Annotated in this window: 20 protein-coding genes; 12 read left to right on the forward strand and 8 right to left on the reverse strand. The window is 60.6% G+C overall.

All coding sequences use genetic code 11. The features are described 5' to 3' along the window. The first annotated feature begins 57 nt into the window (after nt 1-57). From BM216_RS01625 to BM216_RS01635, 3 genes are read left to right on the forward strand one after another with little or no spacing between them, the layout of a single operon-like run. On the forward strand, nt 58-1,218 hold the full coding sequence (locus BM216_RS01625; protein ID WP_092993911.1) for an acyl-CoA dehydrogenase family protein: 1,161 nt from the start codon (nt 58-60) through the stop codon (nt 1,216-1,218). A 2-nt stretch (nt 1,219-1,220) separates the two neighbouring features. After that, nucleotides 1,221-3,278 (forward strand): acetate--CoA ligase family protein, encoded by a 2,058-nt coding sequence (locus BM216_RS01630; protein WP_092993914.1) that lies wholly within the window; start codon nt 1,221-1,223, stop codon nt 3,276-3,278. After that, nucleotides 3,275-4,060, forward strand: coding sequence for a carnitinyl-CoA dehydratase (locus tag BM216_RS01635; protein ID WP_092993917.1), 786 nt, complete (start codon nt 3,275-3,277; stop codon nt 4,058-4,060). The genes BM216_RS01630 and BM216_RS01635 overlap by 4 nt, the downstream gene beginning before the upstream one ends. Before the next feature lie 9 nt (nt 4,061-4,069). Here the strand turns inward: BM216_RS01635 and BM216_RS01640 are convergent, their stop codons facing one another. Continuing rightward, a complete protein-coding gene (locus BM216_RS01640; protein ID WP_092993919.1) occupies nt 4,070-4,306 on the reverse strand; it encodes a hypothetical protein in 237 nt (78 codons plus the stop codon). A gap of 121 nt (nt 4,307-4,427) precedes the next feature. Here BM216_RS01640 and BM216_RS01645 point away from each other — a divergent pair, with 121 nt between their 5' ends. After that, on the forward strand, nt 4,428-4,901 hold the full coding sequence (locus BM216_RS01645) for a GNAT family N-acetyltransferase (RefSeq protein WP_244530035.1): 474 nt from the start codon (nt 4,428-4,430) through the stop codon (nt 4,899-4,901). A 3-nt stretch (nt 4,902-4,904) separates the two neighbouring features. Here BM216_RS01645 and BM216_RS01650 read toward each other — a convergent pair whose 3' ends face one another. The 4 genes from BM216_RS01650 to BM216_RS01665 form a co-directional block, all read right to left on the reverse strand. After that, nucleotides 4,905-5,297, reverse strand: a complete 393-nt coding sequence (locus BM216_RS01650; RefSeq protein WP_092993922.1) for a GFA family protein — start codon at nt 5,295-5,297, stop codon at nt 4,905-4,907. A 4-nt stretch (nt 5,298-5,301) separates the two neighbouring features. Further along, nucleotides 5,302-6,531, reverse strand: coding sequence for an aromatic ring-hydroxylating oxygenase subunit alpha (locus BM216_RS01655; RefSeq protein WP_092993925.1), 1,230 nt, complete (start codon nt 6,529-6,531; stop codon nt 5,302-5,304). Nucleotides 6,532-6,601: 70 nt separating this feature from the next. Then, entirely contained in the window at nt 6,602-9,070 is a 2,469-nt protein-coding gene (locus tag BM216_RS01660) for a GcvT family protein (protein WP_092993927.1), read from the reverse strand. Beyond that, a complete protein-coding gene (locus BM216_RS01665) occupies nt 9,067-11,517 on the reverse strand; it encodes a GcvT family protein (RefSeq protein WP_092995034.1) in 2,451 nt (816 codons plus the stop codon). Before BM216_RS01665 ends, BM216_RS01660 begins: the two co-directional genes overlap by 4 nt. Nucleotides 11,518-11,642: 125 nt before the next feature. Here BM216_RS01665 and BM216_RS01670 point away from each other — a divergent pair, with 125 nt between their 5' ends. From BM216_RS01670 to BM216_RS01675, 3 genes are all read left to right on the forward strand, one after another. After that, nucleotides 11,643-12,494 (forward strand): LysR family transcriptional regulator, encoded by an 852-nt coding sequence (locus tag BM216_RS01670; protein WP_092993930.1) that lies wholly within the window; start codon nt 11,643-11,645, stop codon nt 12,492-12,494. A 199-nt stretch (nt 12,495-12,693) separates the two neighbouring features. After that, a complete protein-coding gene (locus tag BM216_RS33215; RefSeq protein ID WP_143102703.1) occupies nt 12,694-12,921 on the forward strand; it encodes a hypothetical protein in 228 nt (75 codons plus the stop codon). A gap of 102 nt (nt 12,922-13,023) precedes the next feature. Then, entirely contained in the window at nt 13,024-13,800 is a 777-nt protein-coding gene (locus BM216_RS01675; protein WP_092993933.1) for a DUF1194 domain-containing protein, read from the forward strand. 12 nt (nt 13,801-13,812) lie between these two features. On the opposite strand, the gene BM216_RS01680 is transcribed toward BM216_RS01675, so the two are convergent. Next, nucleotides 13,813-14,439: an alpha/beta hydrolase family protein gene (locus tag BM216_RS01680; protein WP_092993936.1), complete on the reverse strand. Its 627-nt coding sequence runs from the start codon at nt 14,437-14,439 to the stop codon at nt 13,813-13,815. Between the two features lie 206 nt (nt 14,440-14,645). Here BM216_RS01680 and BM216_RS01685 point away from each other — a divergent pair, with 206 nt between their 5' ends. The 3 genes from BM216_RS01685 to BM216_RS01695 all read left to right on the forward strand — a co-directional run bounded on the left by BM216_RS01685 (nt 14,646) and on the right by BM216_RS01695 (nt 17,252). Then, complete coding sequence (locus BM216_RS01685; RefSeq protein ID WP_244530057.1) at nt 14,646-15,470, forward strand: TIGR02587 family membrane protein; 825 nt, start codon at nt 14,646-14,648, stop codon at nt 15,468-15,470. 12 nt (nt 15,471-15,482) lie between these two features. Continuing rightward, nucleotides 15,483-15,917 (forward strand): TIGR02588 family protein, encoded by a 435-nt coding sequence (locus BM216_RS01690; protein WP_092993942.1) that lies wholly within the window; start codon nt 15,483-15,485, stop codon nt 15,915-15,917. A gap of 213 nt (nt 15,918-16,130) precedes the next feature. Further along, nucleotides 16,131-17,252 (forward strand): branched-chain amino acid ABC transporter substrate-binding protein, encoded by a 1,122-nt coding sequence (locus BM216_RS01695; RefSeq protein WP_092993945.1) that lies wholly within the window; start codon nt 16,131-16,133, stop codon nt 17,250-17,252. A 122-nt stretch (nt 17,253-17,374) separates the two neighbouring features. Here the strand turns inward: BM216_RS01695 and BM216_RS01700 are convergent, their stop codons facing one another. Both BM216_RS01700 and pobA read right to left on the reverse strand, forming a co-directional pair. Continuing rightward, nucleotides 17,375-18,604 (reverse strand): amidohydrolase family protein, encoded by a 1,230-nt coding sequence (locus BM216_RS01700; RefSeq protein WP_092993948.1) that lies wholly within the window; start codon nt 18,602-18,604, stop codon nt 17,375-17,377. A gap of 63 nt (nt 18,605-18,667) precedes the next feature. Continuing rightward, on the reverse strand, nt 18,668-19,837 hold the full coding sequence (pobA, locus tag BM216_RS01705) for a 4-hydroxybenzoate 3-monooxygenase (RefSeq protein ID WP_092993952.1): 1,170 nt from the start codon (nt 19,835-19,837) through the stop codon (nt 18,668-18,670). 319 nt (nt 19,838-20,156) lie between these two features. Between pobA and BM216_RS01710 the strand changes: the two genes are divergently transcribed. Both BM216_RS01710 and BM216_RS01715 read left to right on the forward strand, forming a co-directional pair. Then, the gene (locus BM216_RS01710; protein WP_092993955.1) at nt 20,157-20,699 is read left to right on the forward strand and encodes a DUF992 domain-containing protein; all 543 of its coding nucleotides are present in this window, start codon (nt 20,157-20,159) and stop codon (nt 20,697-20,699) included. Nucleotides 20,700-20,887: 188 nt separating this feature from the next. Further along, complete coding sequence (locus BM216_RS01715; protein ID WP_092993958.1) at nt 20,888-21,793, forward strand: S1C family serine protease; 906 nt, start codon at nt 20,888-20,890, stop codon at nt 21,791-21,793. The last annotated feature ends 68 nt before the right edge of the window (nt 21,794-21,861 follow it).

Here is a 21,861-nt window from a genome sequence, read left to right on the forward strand (position 1 = left end):
GAAGGACATGTCAAGCCGGCCGGCACAGCAGGAACGGGTGAAGAGGGGGGAAGGATCATGAATTTCGGGCTGACCGACGAGCAGGAAATGATCGTCAATACCGTCCGCGACTTTGTCGAGACGGAGATCTATCCGCACGAAAACGAAATCGAGCGGACGGGTATCGTGCCAACGGAACTCGGTCAGGAGATCGCTCGAAAATGCCGCGAGATCGGCTTCTTTGCCTGTAATTTTCCGGAGGAAGTCGGTGGGGCCGGGCTCGACCATACCTCGTTCACGCTGGTCGAACGGGAACTCGGGCGCGGATCGATGGGGCTCACGGTCTTCTTCGGCCGCCCTTCCGGCATCCTGATGGCCTGCGAGGGTGACCAGAGGGAAAGATACCTGCTACCTGCCGTGACGGGCGAAAAATTCGACGCGCTGGCGATGACCGAGCCGGATGCAGGATCGGATGTGCGCGGCATGAAGTGTTTTGCCCGCAGACAAGGCGACGATTGGGTCGTCAACGGCACCAAGCATTTCATAAGCCACGCCAATATTGCAGATTTCGTCATCGTCTTCATCGCCACCGGCGAGGAAGACACGCCGCGCGGCAAGAAGAAGCTGATTACCTGCTTTCTCGTCGATCGAGGGACGCCGGGCTTCGAGATCCGCGAGGGATACAATTCCGTCTCTCATCGCGGCTACAAGAATTGCATCCTGACCTTCGACGAATGCCGCTTGCCGTCCGCCCAGATCCTCGGCGAGCTGCACAGGGGCTTCGATATCGCCAATGACTGGCTTTACGCGACCCGCATCACGGTCGCGGCCACCTCGGTCGGTCGAGCTCGGCGGGTGTTCGATTACGCCCTTTCCTACGCTGCCGAGCGAAAACAGTTCGGCAAGCCGATCGGCGCCAACCAGGGTGTCTCCTTCAAGCTCGCCGACATGATCACCGAGATTGATGCAGCCGACCTGCTGACGCTGTCCGCGGCATGGCGGCTCGATCAGAAATTGCCGGCCAATCGGGAGATCGCATCGGCCAAGGTGTTTGCCACGGAAATGCTGGCACGGGTCACAGACGAGGCGATCCAGATCTATGGCGGCATGGGCCTGATGGACGACCTGCCGCTGGCCCGTTTCTGGCGAGATGCCCGCGTCGAGCGCATATGGGACGGCACATCCGAGATCCAGCGCCACATCATCAGCCGCGACCTGCTTCGGCCGTTGGGAGCATAAGCATGTTCCGTTCCCTCGACCGCCTGACACGTCCGAAGACCATTGCCGTGTTCGGCGGCAAGGAGGCGACACGTGTCGTCGAACAATGCCGGAAGATGGGGTATGAGGGCGAGATCTGGCCGGTTCATCCGACCAGGGACGATGTGCACGGCTACCGTTGTTTTCGTTCGGTCGCGGATCTGCCGGGATCTCCGGACGCCTCCTTTGTCGGCGTCAACCGGCAACTGACGATCAAGATCGTCCGCGCCCTCGCCGAACGAGATGCGGGCGGCGCGGTCTGCTATGCCTCAGGTTTTCGAGAGGCGGTTAGCGAGCTCGCAGATGGCGACGCCTTGCAGTCAGCCGTTGTCGACGCGGCCGGCGACATGCCGATCCTCGGGCCAAACTGCTACGGCTTTATCAACATGCTGGATGGCGCTTTGATGTGGCCCGACCAGCACGGCATGCTGCGCACGAATACCGGAGTCGCCGTTCTGACGCAGAGCTCGAACATCGCCTGCAACATTTCCATGCAGCAACGCGGCCTGCCGCTTGCCTATCTGATGACGGCCGGGAACCAGGCGCAGACGGGGCTCGCCGATCTCGCCTGCACGGTCATACAGGATATGCGGGTCACCGCTGTCGGCCTGCATGTCGAAGGCTTCGACAGTCTTGCGTCGCTGGAGCGACTGGCCGCACTTGCGAGACAATACAGGAAGCCGGTCGTGATGCTGAAAGTCGGAAAATCCGAGGCCGCGCAGCGGGCAACGGTTTCCCATACGGCCTCGCTTGCCGGCAATGACGCGGTGTCATCGGCGATCCTGGCGCGGCTCGGCATTGCCCGCGTCGACACGTTGCCGGAGCTTCTGGAAACGCTGAAGCTGCTGCATCTCTATGGGCCTCTTGTCAGCAACGAGATATCCTCGACGAGCTGTTCCGGCGGCGAGGCCTCGCTGATGGCGGATGCCGGCGTGAAGCGGAAGATCTCCTACCGGGAGCTACGCGACGAGCAGTTGAAGCCACTGCGCGAAACGCTGGGGCCGATGGTGACGCTTTCCAATCCGCTGGATTATCACACCTTCGTCTGGGGTAATGGCGAGAAGCAGACTGCCGCCTTTTCCGCCATGATGCAGGGCGGCTATGGGCTCAATCTCGTCGTCCTGGATTTTCCGCGGCTCGATCGCTGCGATGCTTCCGACTGGATGACGACGGTCGATGCCGTGGTGGCCGCCCGTCAGGCGACTGGCGCCAATGCCGGCATCGTCACCAGCATGGCCGAAAACCTGCCGGAGACGGTCGCGATAAGCCTGATGCAACAGGGCGTCGTACCCTTCTATGGCATCGAGGAAGCGCTTGCGGCAACCGAGGCTGCGGCTTTTGTCGGTGCGGCATGGGCAGGACCGGAGCCCGACCCCCTGCTTGCCGTCGATGCCGGAGCAGGGGAGGCGGTCACGCTGAACGAGGAAGAGGCAAAACGCGAACTTTCCGCTTTTGGCCTGTCGGTGCCCGAGGGCCTCGTCGTGATGGAGCCGAACGAAACCGGACCGGCTGCCGAAAGACTCGGCTTCCCGGTGGCGCTGAAGGGCCGAGGCGTTGCTCACAAGACGGAGGCCGGCGCGGTGTCGCTCAATCTCAAGAGCGCTGACGAGGTGGTGGCCGCCGCCGAGCTTATGGCCGGTGTCGCGCATGGCTATCTCATCGAAAAAATGGCTCCAGAACCGGTGGCCGAAATCATCATCGGCGCGATGCGTGATCCCATTGCCGGGCTGGTGATGACGATAGGTGCCGGCGGCATCCTGGTGGAACTGTTGGAAGATGCCGCGTTGATCACTTTACCGGCCTCGGCCGAGGACATCTCGGCGGCCATTGCCGGGTTGAAGGTAAAGACACTGCTCGATGGTTATCGCGGCAGGCCAAAGGGCGATGTCGCCGCGCTGGAAGTGGCGGTTGCCTCGGTCGCGGCCTATCTCGTCGCGAATGCGGCTGATATCGAGGAACTGGACATCAATCCGGTCATGGTTCTGCCGGAAGGCGAAGGTGCTTTAGCCGTGGACGTGCTGGTGAGACGGAGGATCGCATGAGCGACGAACGGATCAGGACCCGACGAGAGGGCGGCATTCTGGAAGTCACGATCGACCGGCCCAAGGCCAATGCGATCGATCTCGTCACCTCGCGGATCATGGGCGAGATCTTTGCCGATTTTCGCGACGACGAGACGCTGAGGGTGGCGATCATCACCGGGGCCGGCGAGAAATTCTTCTGCCCCGGCTGGGACCTGAAGGCGGCGGCGGCCGGCGATGCGGTGGATGGCGACTATGGCGTCGGCGGTTTCGGCGGGATGCAGGAACTGCGTGACCTGAACAAGCCGGTCATCGCCGCCGTCAACGGCATATGCTGCGGCGGCGGGCTGGAGATCGCGCTATCGACGGATCTCATCCTGGCGGCCGAGCATGCGACATTCGCACTGCCCGAAATCCGCTCCGGCACGGTGGCGGACGCGGCGTCGATCAAGCTGCCGAAGCGCATTCCCTACCATATCGCCATGGACATGCTGCTGACCGGCCGGTGGCTCGACGTGCAGGAAGCGCATCGCTGGGGCTTCGTCAATGAGATCCTGGCAGCCGACAAATTGATGGACCGGGCCTGGGAACTGGCGCGCCTGCTCGAAAGCGGCCCCCCGCTCGTCTACGCGGCGATCAAGGAAGTGGTGCGGGCTGCAGAAGGCGAGACCTTCCAGACGACGATGAACAAGATCACCCGACGGCAGCTCAAGACGGTCGACATTCTCTATTCCAGTGAGGACCAGCTGGAAGGCGCGCGCGCTTTTGCCGAAAAGCGCGATCCGGTGTGGAAAGGCAAATAGGCCGTCGCGTCAAGCCGCGATATCGGCGATCTCGCCGGATTGCCAGATGACTTTGGGGTCGGACATGTCGCCGCTTTCCATATCCACCTGAACGGAATAGGCAGCGACGCCGACGAAACGGTCTGCCATGGCGCGGGCGATTTTCTCCGCCGACGCAGCGCTGGATGCGGCGCGCATTTTGCCCGGAGCGATATTGCCCCGGACCTTCTTGAACGGGAGGACGATGAATTTTTCGGCTCGGGACATGATGTCTCCTTCTGTTGGCGCACTTTGTCCGCTGCCGGATCGAAGTCAATGGAAGACACGCCGGAATTCCTGAGATAACTGGATTTTCAACTATCTCGCGCCACTATTTCTATAAGGGGTCATGAACTTGGATATCCGGCTTTTCGAACCTGAAGACGCCGAGGAGCTCGCACCTCTGCTCGAAGAGATGCAGGCTTATTACAGCGTCTTCTGCCCGCCACGCGACGCCATCATAGATACGCTGCGAAGCTTGCCACAGGGCGCTGAGATCCTCGTCGCCCGGCTGGATGATCGCATCGCCGGCTTCGCGGGTTTCGGTGCGAACTACGCCGGGCCCGGGTTGAAGCCGGGTTTATTCCTGAAGGATCTTTACGTCACGAAATCCCAGCGCGGCAAAAGCATTGGTAAGGCGCTGATGACGAAGATTGCGGCCATCGCAGTGGAGCAGGGCTTCACCCGTATCGACTGGACTGCATCGCGCAGCGACGAAAAGCTGATCCGCTTCTACGGTACGCTCGGCGCGTCCTTGAAGGAGGATCGGGTGTTTTTCCGGCTCGACGGCGAGGGGCTGAAGGAACTGGCGCGCGCGAAATAATCGCTACTTATGCCCCTCATATTGCGGCAGGCCATCGGTGATGTCGTGCCACGGCGCCTTGGAGCCTACAAATATGTGGTGGGTGGGACGGATCGTCGGCGGATCGACCAGGGTTCCCATCGCCACATGAACCCAGGCTGCTTCGCGCACCAGGGAATACAGAAGCGACCCGCAAGCACGGCAATGGGCGTTGTGATTGTCCGCGCTGCCATAGACCATAAGATCACCAGCACCCTTCGTCACCGCCAATTTCTCCCGCGGGATACCGGCAAAGGGCTTGAAGGCCGAGCCGGTGGCGCGGCGGCAGCCGGAGCAGTGGCAATTGGCAGCATAGACGAAGGCGTCCTCGACCGCATATTCGATTGATCCGCAATAGCACTTACCCGATAGTCTCATCGCATCACGCCCTGCTGATTTCCTCCAGATACCAGCCGATATAGCGCAGCTCGTTCTGTTCCATAGGGGTAATCGGGCCGGGAACGAAAAAGCGGGAAACGACGCCGCGGGCGGTGTGTTCGATGATCGCCTTGTCCTCGCCGGTCGTCACCTTCCAGAGCCAGGTGAGCTGTTCGAGGTCGTAATCGCGGCCTTCCTCGGCATTCTCGTCCACCAGCCAGATCAACTCCATCTCGCAGGTATCGACCGTCTTCGGGATGAAGCGGTAGATCATGCCGTGGTCGGCATAACAGACCAGGAAGCTGGTGCCGCCGAGATGGATGGAGGTGACGCCGCCGTCGAAATCGGAAAAGCGGCCCATCAGCGGCGCCAGAGGCTGGCCATCCCTGCTGCCGGTCTTCACCCCGTCATAGAGCGCATAACGGAAGGCATGAATCGTCTCGCGGCCTTCCCGCGAATTCTGCCAGTGATTGCCGGACCCGACCTCGATGCCAAGAGCGCAGGTGCGCTTCTCCATCGCCGCATTAAGCTCCTCGATCAGGTGCAGCGGCTGTTCCAGCGCGTGGGTTTCTGAATATTCCGGATGCGCGGGGCCGCAATGGTAGCACTCGACATAGTTTTCGACCGCGAGCTTCCAGTTGGCGTTCAACGGATAGGTCTGGCGGTGGGCGACTTTCGACGAACCCCACCCATACTGGCCGCAGGTGGCGCGCAGCAGGTTCTCGACTTCGGAAAAATCCAGCGGTTCATCGGCGAATGATATGAAGACAAGGCCTTCGACGACGCGGACATGCAGCTTTTTCAGGCCGTGGTCTTCGCGGCGAAAATCCTTCGGCATCAGACGGGCTGCCTTCAGGCGGCCGTCATTGGCGAAGGTCCAGGCATGATAGGGGCAGACGAAGGCTTTGGCGTTCCCTTTCTCCTTCGTGCATACCTCGGCGCCGCGGTGGCGGCAGACATTCAGCATGGCGTGGATGGAGCCATCGCCGGCGCGGGTGAGGATGACCTGTTCGGGGCCTAGCTTGAACAGCTCGAAATCATTGAGATTGGGAATGACGCTTTCATGGGCAAGGCAATGCCAGTGGCGGAAAAAGACGCGTTGCATATCCCGTTCGAAGATCTCGGGATCGAGATAGAAAGGGCGGGTGAGACCGTGGCCCGGCCGGTGCCCGGCGATCAGCAGGTCGATGCGGTCGAGCGAGGGAGGCTCCTCGATAAGATCTGATGCGAGCATGCTGCAATCTCCTTCACAACAGACCGGAAGAACCGCGTTCCGGCGCGCGCACCTGTGAAATCACAAAAGTTTACATCCGCACCCGCTCGGCCTTCGGGTCATACATCGGCGCAAGCGATGCCTCCGCCTTGACCCGCCGGCCGGCGATTTCGATCTCGTAGCTTGAAGCCAACAGATCGGACGCGCTTTCGCCCTTGGACGGCACGTAGCCGAGGCCGATCGCGCCGCCGAGGAAATGGCCGTAATTGCCCGACGTGATCGTGCCGACGATTTTCCCGTCGCGGACCACCGCCTCGTTGTGGAAGAGCAGCGGTTCAGGGTCCGTCAGCCCGAACTGTACCAGCCGGCGATTGAGGCCGTCTTCCTTTTTGCGCAGCACCGCATTGCGCCCGATGAACTCGCCCTTGTCGGTCTTGACGGCAAAGCCGAGGCCAGCTTCCAGAACGTGGTCCTCGTCGGTGATATCATGGCCGAAATGGCGGAATGCCTTTTCGATGCGGCAACTGTCGAGCGTATGAAGGCCGCAGAGTTTCAGGCCCAGATCGGAGCCAGCTTCTTCCAGCGCCTCGAAAACATGCGCCGTCTGGTCGGCGGAGACGTAGAGTTCCCAGCCGAGCTCGCCGACATAGGTCACGCGATGGGCGCGGGCGAGCCCCATGCCAATCTCGATCTCCTGCATCGTGCCGAAGGGATTGGCCGCGTTGGAGAAATCATTGGGGCTGATCTTCTCGATCAGCTCACGCGATTTCGGACCCATCAGGCAGAGAATGCTTTCGGCCGCCGTGACATCGGTGATGACGACGAATTCGTCACGCAAGTTCTTGCGGAGCCAGGCGAGGTCACGCTGCAGCGTGGCACCGGGCACGACGAGGAAAAACGCGGTTTCGGAAAGCCGGGTGACGGTGAGGTCACTTTCAATGCCACCCTTGTGGTTCAGCATCTGAGTATAGACGATGCGGCCGGCGGACACGTCCATCTGGTTGGCGCAGACACGGTTCAGAAAGGCGAGCGCATCGCGGCCCTCGACGCGGATCTTGCCGAAGGAGGTCATGTCGAACAGGCCGACGCCGGTGCGGACCGCCATATGCTCCTCTCGCTGGTTGTCGAACCAGTTCTGCCGCTGCCAGCTGTATCTGTACTCGCGTTCCTGGCCTTCCCTTGCAAACCAGTTGGCGCGTTCCCATCCGGCAACCTCGCCGAAGACTGCACCGCGGGTCTTCAGATGCTCGTGGATCGGCGAGCGGCTGATGCCGCGGGCGGTCGCCATCTGGCGATAGGGGAAATGGTCGGCATAAAGCAGGCCCAGCGTCTCGCCGACCCGCTCGCGCAGATAGGTGCGGTTCTTCTGGAACGACTGGGCGCGGCGGATATCGACCTCCCAGAGATCGAAGGGCGGCTCGCCGTCGTTCATCCATTGGGCAAGTGCCATGCCGGCGCCGCCGGACGAGACGATGCCGATCGAGTTGTAGCCGGCCGCCACCCAGTAGCCTTTGATCTCCGGTGTCTCGCCGAGATAATAGCGATCGTCGGGGGTAAAGCTTTCGGGGCCGTTGAAGAAGGTGTGGATTCCGACGGTTTCCAGCATGGGCATGCGGTTGATCGCCGCCTCCAGGATCGGCTGGAAATGGTCGAAATCCTCGGGCAACTGGTCGAAGCAGAAATCCTCGCGGATTTTCTCGCCCATCGGCGGCCAGGGTTTTGCTTTCGGTTCGAAGGCGCCGACCAGCATCTTGCCGGCATCCTCCTTGTAATAGGTGCATTCGTCCGGCACGCGCAGGACAGGCAGTTGTTTCAGGCCGGCGATCGGCTCGGTGACGATGTAGAAATGCTCGCAGGCGTGCAGCGGCACGGTCACGCCGGATTGAGCCGCCAGATCGCGGCCCCACATGCCGGCGCAGTTGACGACGTTTTCCGTCTCGATGACATATCGCTCGCCGTTCTGCTCGCAGGCGACGCCGGTGACCCGGCCGTTCTTCGTCAATACCTCGGTGACCTTGACGCCCTCGATAACGGTCGCGCCATTCTGCCGGGCGCCTTTTGCGAGCGCCATGGCGATATTGGCCGGATCGCACTGGCCGTCGAGCGGCAGATGCACGGCCGCCTTGACGTCTCCGATATTGAGGTGTGGATACATGGCCTTCGCCTCGTCCGGCGAAATCTCCCGGACATCGACATTGAAGGCGCGGGCGAGTGAGGCTTGGCGGTAGATCTCCTCTTTGCGCTCGTCGGTCAGCGCTACGGTCATCGAGCCGTTCTGCTTCATGCCTGTGCCGATGCCGGTTTCGGCCTCCAGCTTGACGTAGAGATCGGCGGAGTATTTGGCCAGCCGCGTCATGTTCTGGCTGGCGCGCAACTGGCCGATCAGCCCGGCAGCATGCCAGGTCGTGCCGGAAGTCAGCTGCTTCCGTTCGAGCAGCACGACATCGGTCCAGCCTAGTTTCGCCAGATGATAGGCGACCGAACAGCCAGAGACGCCGCCGCCGATGATGACCGCCCGGGCCTTGGCCGGGATCTGTTTCGGAGCATTGAGGGTGCTCATGCGCGGATCCTCTCATTGCTCGGATCCCAGAGCGGTCCGTCGGGTTGGACTACGGCCTTGAACCGGTCGCCGAAGATTTCGACTTCGAGCTCCGTGCCCGGCTCGGTGAGGTCGGCACGCAGCATGCCCAAGGCCAGCGATTTTCCGACACGATAACCCCAGTTGCCGGAGGTCGTTTCGCCCACCACCTGGCCGCCATGCCAGAGCGTGGACATATAGGGCGCATCGCAATCGCCGGCCTCGACGGTCAGCGTCACGAAGCGTTTCGAAACGCCCTGCTGTTTTTCGGCCGCAAGCGCCGACTTGCCCTTGAAGTCTGGCTTGGTCCAGTCGACAAAGCGCTCCAGCCCGCCCTGCAGCACGGTGTAATCGGTGGAAAGATCACCCTTCCAGGCGCGATAACCCTTCTCTATGCGCAGGCAGTCGAGTGCTTCCATGCCAAAGGGTTTGAGGTCATGGCTCTGGCCGGCATTCCAGACTGCGTCGAAGATTGGGGCGGTATCGTCGAGTTTCGTGTGGATTTCCCAACCGAGTTCCCCGGCGAAGGAGACGCGGACCAGCTGGCACCAGCGGCCCGCGATCTGGCAGGACTGATGGGTGAGCCAGCCTTTCGACAGGTCGGCATCGGTGATCTCGGCGAGAATGTCGCGGCTCTTCGGACCCGTCAGGATCTGGCAGGAGAAATCGTCAGTTACGTCGTCGATCGCAAACGCGGCATCGGTAGGTAGGTGTTTCTTCAGCCAGTCGAGATCGTGCCACTGGGCGGTGGCGGCCGTGATCAGGAAGAAGAAATCCTCGTCCAGCATCATCACCGACATTTCGGTGACGATGCGGCCCTTGTCGTCGGCGAAATAGGCAAGTCCGATACGGCCGGGTTTCGGCACCTTGCCGGTGATCAATGAGAAAAGCCAATCGGTGGCACCCGGCCCCTTCACCCGGTAGCGAGAGAAGCCCGGGAGGTCGAGAATGCCGGCGGCATCTCGGACGGCGAGACATTCTTCCTCTATGCGCGGCGACCATGGACCTTGCCGGCTCCAGGTCTGACTTGCTCCCTCGGATATGTCGTCGCCCGGTTTGGCGTACCACATGGCACGCTCCCAGCCGTTGTAAGGCTTGAACTGCGCGCCCAGCGCTGCAATCCGGTCGTGGATCGGCGAATGCTTCATGCCGCGCCCGGCTGGCCAGTAATGTTTCGGGAAATGCGTCGCATATTCGTGGCCATAGATTTCCATGCCCTTGTCGACGCAATACGTCTCGTTCGAAGCAAAGCTCGTGTAGCGGCGCGGGTCACAGCTCCACATGTCCCATTCGGTCTCGCCTTCGATTACCCATTCCGCCAGAACCTTGCCGGCGCCGCCGGCCTGGCAGATGCCGAAGGTGAAGACGCAGGCTTCGAAGGCGTTCGGCACGCCGGGCATCGGACCAATCAGCGGATTGCCATCCGGCGCGTAGGGGATAGGGCCGTTGATCATCTTCGACAGACCGGCCGTGCCAAGGATCGGCACCCGCTCGATCGCATCGTTCAGATACCATTCCAGCCTGTCGAGATCATCGGGGAACAGCTGGAAGGAAAAGTCGTCCGGCATCGGATCGTCGGGCGTCGCCCAGTGGGCGCGACAGTTCTTCTCGTAGGGGCCGAGATTCATGCCGTATTTTTCCTGGCGGAGATAATAGGAGCTATCCACATCGCGCAGCAGCGGCAGCTTGTGGCCGGCTTCCTTCGACCATGCCGCCAGTTCAGGGATCTCGTCGAACAGGATATACTGGTGGCTCATCACCATCATCGGCACGTCGCGGCCAAAGAGCCTTCCTACTTCGCGTGCATAATAACCGGCGGCGTTGACCACGTATTCGCAGGCGATTTCGCCCTTCGGCGTGGAAAGGATCCATTCGCCTTTTTCCCGGCGCGCCGCCGTGACGGGACAGAAACGGACGACTTTCGCGCCCATGTCGCGGGCGCCCTTGGCCAGCGCCTGGGTGAGCTGCGCCGGGTCGATATCACCGTCATAGGGATCGTAGAGCGCACCGGTCAGGTCATGGGTTTCGAGGAAGGGATATTTCCACCTCATCTCGTCGGGCGAGAGGATGTCGAGATCCATGCCCTGATAGCGCCCCATGCCGACGACGCGCTTGAATTCGCGCAGGCGCTCTTGGGAATGGCCGAGCCGGATCGAGCCCGTGACATGGTAGTTCATCGGGTAGTCGACCAGCGCGCCCAGCTCGCGATAGAGCGAGGCGGAATAGCGCTGCATATTCATGATAGACCAGGAGGACGAGAAGGTCGGCACGTTGCCGGCGGCGTGCCAGGTGGAGCCGGCGGTCAGCTCGTTCTTCTCCAGAAGCACGCAATCGGTCCAGCCGGCCTTTGCAAGATGGTAGAGCGACGAGGCCCCCACCGCTCCGCCGCCGATGATCACCACGCGCGCCCGTTCCGGCAATTCCGCCATGCTTCCGATCCCCTTGTTTTGCGTGAGATTTGCAGGGGATTTGACGTTCATCAAGCGCGAAGAAACGGCTTTATTGATCGAAGAATTCGATTAGATTTGAGCGGCATTCGGCGGGAGGGTTTGGCGTGCAGATCGAACTGATCGAGACCTTTCTGGATCTGATGGAAACCCGCAGCTTCAACCGTACGGCCGAGCGGCTGAACCTGACCCAGTCGAGCATCTCGCATCGGGTCAACGCGTTGGAAGCGGATCTCAATCGCAAGCTCTTCGTGCGCGGCAAGGGCGGCACGGTCCCGACAGCAGCCGCACTGCGCTTCTTCGACCATGCGAAGGCTCTGCAGCAGAACTGGCATGAGGCGCTGAGGGCGGTCGAGTCGGCTGGGACATACGAGCGGTCGATGCGCATCGGCATGCAGCATGATGTAGCGGAATTGATCGCGGGGCCGTTCCTGAAGGTGGTGCGGGCCGAAATGCCGGGCACGTCAATCTACCTCGAGGCCGACTATTCCATCCAGATGAACCGCGATCTCGGCGCCGGCGACCTCGATCTCGCCGTGCTCTACACGCCGCATCATCTGCCGGACCTGCATTATGAACGGCTCGGGGATATCGCCTACACACTCGTCAGCACGAAGACGCGCGTTGCTTCCGAATTGCAACTCACGGACTACATATACTCGAACTATTCACCTGCATTCGATCGGGCTCATCGCGTCGCCATGCCGGACTTCGTCGCGGCCCCCCTCATGACGGGCCGCAACCAGATGGTTTGCGATGTGCTCAAAAGCATGGGTGGATCGGCCTACGTCCTGAAGTCCAGCGCCTTGACATTGGCAAGGTCAGATACGGCCCATCAGGTCGCCGGCTCGACGGATATTCTCCAGACCGTCTATGTCGCCACCAATGTCCGCTCGAAGCACAGCCATCAGCATCGGCGGCTCGCGCAGATCCTCCTCGAACTCATCCCGGAAATATAACCAGGAGAGCCGGATACAATCATCCGTATACTTGCCTGTTGTTACAGGTAAAAAATCATACCGACTGAAATCGTTGATCTTTTTTATTTTTAATCGGCCATTTCGTCGTAGTAAAACTGATTCACCTAAGCATGAAGCTGTATTAGCATGGATATGCGAAATGATTCGCTAATAACGCTAATGACTAGCGAGGCTGAAATTGAACGCGCAGCAGCATTCACTCAATGATAGCAGCTCCGTTGAACATTGGGCGATGAATCGCGCCCATCAGATCGTGGTGCATCACGGCATGCGCCTTGTCGAAGCCGCTCAAAGCCTGGATCGCAAACAGACCAGCGCCAATACCTACGCTCTTCGCAAGGCGATCATGGATTGTCTGCTCGAAGCGATGAAAGACGGCCCCAACCACCCCATGCCGGCAGAGTAATGGGCATCACCGAAAGTTGAACAGCCGGCTGTGGGCAGTGCTCGTCGCCGTTTATTCCTGTGTTACAGTTTGGTCATCGACACTGCAGTGAGTGGATTGCCCATGCTTACAGCACTTGCATTGTTTCTCGGCCTGTCTGCGTCCGGCACGGTGATGGCACAGAGCGGACATGAGGTGGATGTCGAGCTGGTGCTCGCGGTCGATACGTCCCGCTCCATGGATTATGAAGAAGCCCGCATCCAGCGCGAAGGTTATGTCGCGGCGCTGAAGCACAAGGAATTCATCGACGCGGTGAAGACCGGGCTGACTGGACGCATCGCCATAAGCTATTTCGAGTGGGCGGGCGACGTGGTGCAGGGTTCGGTGATCGACTGGCAGGTCATCGAGAACGAGCAGGATGCGATTGCCTTTGCCGGTCGGCTCGAAGCGCGCCCTGTAGAAATGCAGCGCCGTACTTCCATTTCGGCAGCGATCGCGCAGGGCGCGACCATGATCGTCTCCAACAGCTATCAGGGCATGCGCCAGGTGATAGACGTGTCGGGCGACGGACCGAACAATTCCGGCAATCCGGTTGTGCCTGCACGCGACAGGGCCGTAGAGGCGGGTATCATCATCAATGGCCTGGCGATCATGCTGAGGCCGTCGGGAACGCCCAGCGGACTTGATCAGTATTACGGCGATTGCGTTGTCGGCGGTCCCGGCTCCTTCGTTCTTCCGGTCCACGATATCGAGGATTTCGGCGTTGCCGTGCGCCGCAAGCTCGTGATGGAAGTCAGCGGCATTCAGCCCCAGCCGACCGTGCGCCGCATCGCCAGCAAGCCGGTGCAGACCGATTGCATGGTCGGCGAGAAGCAATGGCAGGACATGTTCGACCGTTAAGGCAGGCAGACGTTACAAGGACTGCGTCCACTCACGCACCTTCGCTGCCATGCCGCGCAGGTGGTCGGCGGCGGTGAACCCGGATACCGACTTGCGCGGCTTGAGGTCATGATCGCCATCTTCCAGCCAGTGGATCTCGATCGACGGCGAAAGGTCGTAGGCCGGCACTTGCTCCCGGGTCCCGAAGGGATCACGCGTCCCCTGAACGATCAGCGTCGGCGTCTTCAAGTTCTTCAGATGTGCTGTTCGCAGCTGCTGCGGCTTGTCCGGCGGGTGAAATGGGTAGCCGAGGCACAGGAGACCGGAGAGCTTGCCGGCGTCATGGAAGCGATCGGCGACCATGCTGGCAACCCGGCCGCCCATCGATTTGCCGCCTATGATCAGCTTCCCTGAGATCGGGGCCGATGACACCGCCTGCTCGTATTGCGGCATAAGCAGTTCGGCTTTCGGCGGTGGCTTTCGCCCGCCCGACCGGCGGGTAGCCATATAGTCAAACTCGAAGCGGACGACACGCAGTCCTTCAGCGGCCAGGACTGCGGCGGAGGCGCTCATTGCAGCGGAATCCATCGGCGCCCCTGCGCCGTGGGCGAGAAGGATGGTGATAGCGGCATCATCAGGCCCTGTTGTCAGGAAATCCACCTCTTCCGGCTCCTCTCCGCCTGTCAGCCCAGTCTTCCATACGCTTAGTCTTCTGTACGCTCAGCCATTCTGGCCGTCAGTCGGCGGAACCCTATGTGATTGATCACGCCTCAGCAATCGGAGCAGAGGCACAGGAGTGCGACCAAGTGGCCAAAGCGGCAGAGCCAGTAGCCAAAGCGCCCGCGTCGAAGCCGCCTGCTGAGGAATTGCGGAGCTTCCTGATCGGGCTCGGGCGCGGCGCGGCCGGCGCGCTTCTCTTTGCCGTGCCCATGCTGATGACGATGGAGCTCTGGGAACTCGGCGACTATACCGAGCGCAGCCGGTTATTGGTCATGCTGTTTCTCAACATTCCGCTGCTTTTCTTCCTCGCGCATCAGATCGGTTTCGAGCGGACATTCACCTGGCGCCAGGCTGCACGGGATGCGACGATCGCATTCGGCCTCGGGATCCTGATCAGCGCGGTTATGCTTGCCATGATGGGCATATTGAAGCCCGAGACGTCGTTCACAAGCATCATCGGCCGGATAGCGATCCAATCGGTTCCTGCCAGCATAGGCGCGCTTCTTGGACGCTCTCAGCTTGGCGGAGGCGCGAGGCAAAATGAGCCTGACGAGGGAGCTGTGCCCGATCATCTGTCGCCGAATTTCGCGCGCGAACTCTTTCTGATGGGCGTTGGCGCGCTATTCCTCAATCTCAACGTCGCCCCGACCGAAGAGGTCATCCTGATCTCCTACAAGATGACACCGTGGCATGCGCTTGCAACAATCCTGGTTTCGATCGCCATCATGCATGCCTTCGTCTACGCGGTTTCGTTTCGCGGAACCCATCAGATCCCGGAGGGCGAACCGCGCTGGCATGCCCTCTTCCGCTTCACTCTGCCGGGTTATGTCATCACCATGCTGATCAGCCTTTACGTCCTGTGGATCTTCGGGCGTCTGGACGACACGGCAGCGTCGCAGATCCTGATGTCGGCGATCGTGCTCTCCTTCCCCGGTGCAATCGGCGCGGCCTCGGCCCGATTGATTCTGTAAAGGCGCGAATGAATGGCACGTCCACAGAAAACCCGCTCTCGAAATGCACCGGTGTCAAAGCCTGCCGGAAAAGGCACTGCAAGTACTGTCGAATGGGTAACGGGGCTCATATCGGCATTCATTGTCCTGGTGATGATCTGCTGGGTGGCCTGGGAAGCGCTGACCGAAGTCGAGGCCCCGCCCGCCTTTGCCGTGACTGTTCGCGAGCGGCAAGCGGTCGAAGGCGGCTATCGCGTCACATTCGACATTGCCAACGCGTCGTCCCAGACCGCAGCGACGGTAGTGGTCCGTGGAGAAATCGTCGACGGCGATACGACCGTCGAGGATGCCGACATCACCTTCGACTACGTGCCGGGCCAGTCAAAGGCATCAGGCTCCATATTCTTCTCCCAGGATCCAGGCTCGCGGCCGATCAGGCTGAGGGCAGTCGGCTATACCGAGCCATGAGGCTGGCCCGAAGACGCCGAAACCCCGAATATACAACCCATAATACACATGCCAGCGGAGCAAATATCTTCCGGCAACACTCAGATAAGGAATCACGACGTACGCGTGCAGACCGGTTTCGCATGTAGCCGTTTTGAATGCGGTTGAAATCTACCCGAGAGCGACCTTCTCCACGCTGGCCGGCGTTGTTGATTGAATCTCTCGGAGGGTATGATGAAACAGTTTTTTAACATCGGCTTGGCTCTCGGCTTTTCCCTTTTGGCTGCGTCAGCGGCGCAAGCGGAAATCAAGATCGGCGTCGCGGGGCCAATCACTGGCTCCAACGCGGCGGTCGGTGAGCAGTTTCGCCAGGGCGCTGAACGGGCGGCCGCACATATAAACGCAGCCGGCGGCATCGGCGGCGAAAAGGTTTCCCTGGTTTACGGCGATGATGCGTCCGATCCCAAACAGGGCGTGTCGGTCGCCAATCGGTTCGTCGCAGATGGCGTCCAGTTTGTGATCGGCCACTACAACTCCGGCGTGTCCATTCCTGCCTCGGAAGTCTATTCTGAAAACGGCATCCTGCAGATCACGCCCGGCTCCACCAATCCGACCTTTACGGAGCGGAACCTCTGGAACACTTTTCGCGTCTGCGGACGAGACGACCAGCAGGGAGCAGTCGCGGCGAGATACCTCGCGGAGCATTTCAAGAACAAGCAGATCGCCGTTCTCGACGACAAGACAGCTTATGGCGTTGGCATATCCAATGAGGTGAAGAAGGGACTGGCGGCAGCCGGCATCAAGATTGCGGCCAGCGACAGCATTTCGGTCGGAGACAAGGATTATTCCACGCTCATCGCCAAGCTCAAGGAAGCCAAGGTGAGCGTCATCTACTTCGGCGGCCTCTATACTGAGGCGGGGCTTATCATCCGCCAGACTGCCGATCAGGGTCTGAAGGCCGTGTTGATGGCCGGAGACGGCATCACGTCAGCCGAATACGGCCAGATCGCAGGCGATGCTGCGCAGGGAACCCTTATGACCTTCGCGCCCGATCCGCGAGTGGCGCCGGGTGCCAAGGCGGTGGTCAATGAATTCCGCAAGAATGGTTTCGAGCCGGAAACCTATACACTCTACGCCTTCGCGGCGCTGGAGATCGTCAAAGCGGGGGTTGAGAATGCCGGCTCCTCCGATCCGGAAGCCGTCGCGGAGGCTCTTCATTCGGGCAAGCCCATCAAGACAGTGCTGGGAGAAATCGCTTTCGACGAAAAAGGCGATCGCCGGGACGAGGATTATACCATGTACGTGTGGAAGAAGGGCAAGGATGGCAAGCTCGACTATTCCATGCTGAAGGATTGATCACACCTGAAGATGCGGGTCTGGATATTCAGGCCCGCATCCGGCTGGGAAACCTGCCTCCGATCGCCAACCCAATCGGAGGCGAACTTACTGCGGACAGGATGAATTCTCCTGATCAAAAATTACGGTCGCAGCAGGCGTGGTCGTCCGTTCTCAAAGGTCTGTTTCCCGTCCTTCCAGCCTCTGACAGCTTTCCCGACGGTTCGGACAGCGTCCACCGGGCCTTCGCAATCGAGAAGCACGATGTCAGCGGGTGCGCCGGTGGCGAGCCCGTGTGGCTGCCTCATCAAGGCCGCCGCCCTTGCCCCCACCATCCCGAAGACTGCCTCAATGTCCTCTCGTCTCGATAGCTGGGCGACGTTGGCATAGAGGTTCGCCATTCGCATCAGCGAAACATCACCAAAGGGCGTGAACGGGTTGAGCACATTATTGGTCGCGACGGATGTCGTTACGCCATGGCGTGCGAGGAGATGGGCCGGCGCCAAGCCGCGAGGCACCAGCCGGTCGGCGTCTCGCCCTGTCAGAAACAGGTCGGTTACGGGAAGCACAGTCAACGCTACGCCGGCGTTTCCCAGAAGGGACGCAATTTCCAGGACCCGTTCCGGCGCCATCGCCGAAAGATTGGTGACATGGCCGATCGAGACGCGCCCCTGATAGCCTCGAGCGACCGTCTCATCGATCACCGCAGGAAGGCTGGTGTGATCCGGATCGAGATCGAAATCCAGATGGAAGTCGACGGCGGTGCCGTGGACTTGAGCAAGATCGAAGACCTGCCTCACGTGAGCAACTGGATCGCGATCCGTGTAGGGGCAGCCACCGATGAGATCCGCACCGTCACGAAGCGCGGCCTGCAGCAGCGCCAGGGTATCAGGCTCTCCGGTCAGCCCCTCCTGGGCGAAGGCACAAATCTCGATGTCGATCGCGAAGGCATAATCGCGACGGATGCGCTTTATTGCTTCAAAGGAGCGCAAGCCCGCACGCGGATCGACCTCGACGAAGGTCCGCATCCTGTTGGTGCCTGAGACGATTGCCTTTTCCACGACCCGGGCTGCACGCCGGTAAACATCTTCCTCGTCAAAACCTTCCTTGGCCCGGGATGTTTCCCTCACCGCTTCGGCAAGCGTTCCCTCGCATATCGTGCAGCGATCGAGAATGCAGGCCTTGTCGAGATGAATATGGCTGTCGACGAAACCCGCGAAGGCAAACAGCCCTTCGCCGTCGTGTTCCGTAATGGCCTCGCATTTGAGCTGCGGCCCGATCGCTGAAATCTTGCCTGCCTCGATCGCGATGTCGAACGCCGGCCCATTCTCGGCAATCAGTACATTGCGGATCAGGAGGTCCGCTTTTCTCATTGTCATTCGCCATGCCCAAATCGCGCCACTTGCCGCCAGACTAGGACGGGACTTCGCGCCATCTCAATAGGGCAGGCCGACATAGTTTTCGGCAAAAGCCGTCGAGGCGGCCTTCGAGGAGACGAGATAGTCGAGCTCAGCATTCTGGATCTTGGCCGCAAACTCTCCCTCATCGGGAAAGCGGTGCATCATCATCGTCATCGACCAGGAAAACCGGACTGCACGCCAGACCCGCTGCAGGGCTCTTTCGGAATAGGCATCCAGCGCGGCATCGTCGGCTCCGGCATAGTGAAGCCGCAGCGCCTCGAAGAGATAGTGGACATCGCTCGCGGCAAGATTCAGGCCCTTGGCACCGGTCGGCGGCACGATATGCGCGGCGTCGCCGACAAGAAACAACCGCCCGAAGCGCATCGGCTCGGCGACGAAGGACCGTAGCGGAGCCACGGATTTCTCAAAAGAGGGTCCGATTGTCAGACGATCGGCGTGTTCCTGCGGCAAGCGGCGGCGCAACTCGTCATAAAATCGAGCGTCCGACCAATCCTCTATCCTCTCATCCGAACGGCACTGGATATAATAGCGGCTGCGCGTCGCCGAGCGCATGGAGCAAAGCGCGAAGCCGCGCTCATGTCGGGCGTAGATCAGCTCGCTGTTGAGCGGAGGGATGTCAGCGAGGATGCCCAGCCAGCCGAAGGGGTACACCCGTTCGAAGGTCCGGATCGCCTTCGCCGGCACGCTGCTGCGGCTCGCACCGTGATATCCGTCGCAGCCCGCAATGAAGTCGGCATCGATGCGATGTTCGATGCCCTCCTTCTCAAAGGTAATGTATGACGAACCACGATCGATATTGTGGATTGAGACGTTTTCGACTTCATAGATGGTCGTCAGGCCGGCCGCCTCGCGGGCATCCACCAGATCATGCGTCACTTCCGTCTGGCCGTAGACGGTGACGGTCTTTCCCGTCAGGCTCTGCAGGTCAATGCGATGGCTGTGGCCGTCAAAGGCGAGCAGGACACCGTCATGACGCATGCCCTCAAGATGCAACCTGCCCCCTACGCCGGCCTGATCGAGAAGATCGACCGTCCCCTGTTCGAGGACGCCGGCGCGCACACGTGCAAGAACATGCCGTTTGCTGGCACGCTCTATGATGATCGTCTCGATGCCGGCCTTAGCCAGCAACTGACCAAGCAGCAGGCCGGATGGCCCCGACCCGATAATTGCGACCTGAATTCGCATCGTCTCCTCCCAATGCATCGGTATCGTAGACTGATCCGGGTGCTGGTGCGCAAGAGGGAGGAGCGAACATTTCCCGGTTGAGATACTTTCCGGACAGTCGATGGCGACAAGACGATTTCATTCCCGTTCGCGACAATGGTCGCCGCGCAAGAGCTGTGAACCGTGATGAGTGGCACACATGAATGTCACACTATCCCGCAGACGGTGACAATTCGTGTTCCGACAATTTTGGATCATTCTTCCGCCAAATGCGTTAGCCATCGCTGAGTTCCCAAGCCGTGTTCCACGGATTGGTAATAAGACTACAAGGAGTACAGGGATGAAAAAGACAATCGCCGCGGCTATCGCCGCTCTTCCGGTCGCATTCGTTGCAACGGCAGCATCTTCCGCAGACGTTATCGGCCCGCGTGACCCCGTGCCGACCTATCAGGAGTCCGACCAGCGCGGCGGTGTCCGGATCGGTTATCTCGATTGCACCATTGGTGGAGGCGTAGGTTACGTTATCGGCTCCGCAAAGGAAGCCGATTGCGTGTTCAAGTCGACCATGGGCAGCGAGCCGCTGGACCATTACACCGGCGTCGTTCGCAAGATGGGCGTCGACCTCGGCTTCACCACCCGCAGCCGTCTGATCTGGGCCGTCTTCGCTCCGACCGCAGGTTATCACCACGGCTCGCTCGGCGGCCTCTACCAGGGTGCTACCGCTGAAGCCACGGTCGGCGTGGGCGTCGGCACCAACATTCTGGTTGGTGGCACGTCCGGTTCGATCCACCTGCAGACCGTCAGCGTGACCGGCCAGCTTGGCCTCAACCTGGCAGCGACTGGCACTTCCGTGACGCTTACCCCGGCCGACGGCACGATGTAATCCATCGATCGACCTGCCCCCGACATCAATCCGGGGCAGGTCGAAACACTGCGGGCGCCGAGATCCGGCATGATGCTGACCGGCCTCGGCCGCCCTTGCAGACATGGCCTGTGATCCATACCTTATGGTCTGAAAAACATTCGACCATTCCAGGAAATCCTACCTGGTCCGCATTCAGGATTTGCACCATGGATCTCGAGAAAATCATGCGGTCCGTCGTGGCCGTTCGCGCCTCCGTTCCGGAAAAGGCTTTTACAGCCGGTACGCTCGGCATGCGCCGTGAAGGCAGCGGCGTGGTCATCCGCGAAAACGGGCTGGTGCTGACTATCGGTTACCTGATCACCGAGGCAGATGAAGTCTGGCTGACGCGCCATGACGGCCGTGTTGTGCCAGCCCATGCGCTCGCTTATGACCAGGAAAGCGGCTTCGGCCTCGTCCAGGCACTCGCCCCGCTTGAATTGCCGGCACTGCCGATCGGCGATTCCGACAAGGCCTCAGTTGAAGACGACATCATCTTTGCCGATGGCGAGGGCCAATATGTTCGCGGCAGTATCGTCGCCAAACAGGAATTTGCCGGCTATTGGGAATATCTGCTCGATGAAGCGATCTTCATCGCGCCCGCCCATCCTTCCTGGGGTGGTGCGGCACTGATCGACGGCGACGGAAAACTGGTTGGCCTGGGCTCGCTGCGGCTGCAGATGAGCAAAGGTGGTGAAATCGCCGACATCAACATGGCGGTACCGATCAACCTGTTGCGTCCGATCCTGGACGACGTGCTGAACCAGGGCGCGATCAGCAGGCCGCCGCGTCCGTGGCTCGGCGCATTTTCCGCGGAAACCAACGGCGAAGTCGTGGTGATGAGCGTGACGGAAGACGGTCCGGCTGCCAAGGCCGGCCTGCGTCGCGGCGACGTGATCTCGGAAATCCGCGACGGCGAAGTCGACGGGCTGGCCGACTTCTACCGCAAGGTCTGGGAAAGCGGTTCTCCCGGCGCAGAAATTCCCATGCGCATCCTGCGCGACGGACGCGAAGCCTGGCTGAGGATCAAATCGGCCGATCGCAACGATTTTCTGATCAAGCCCCAGCTGCAATAGCCGGCTAGAGCGTTTCCGCTTTTCTCCGAAACGCGAAATCGCTCTAATCCCTTGATCTTACGCAGTTC

The organism is Rhizobium sp. NFR07, from assembly GCF_900111905.1.
In the GTDB taxonomy this organism is placed as follows: Bacteria; Pseudomonadota; Alphaproteobacteria; order Rhizobiales; family Rhizobiaceae; genus Neorhizobium.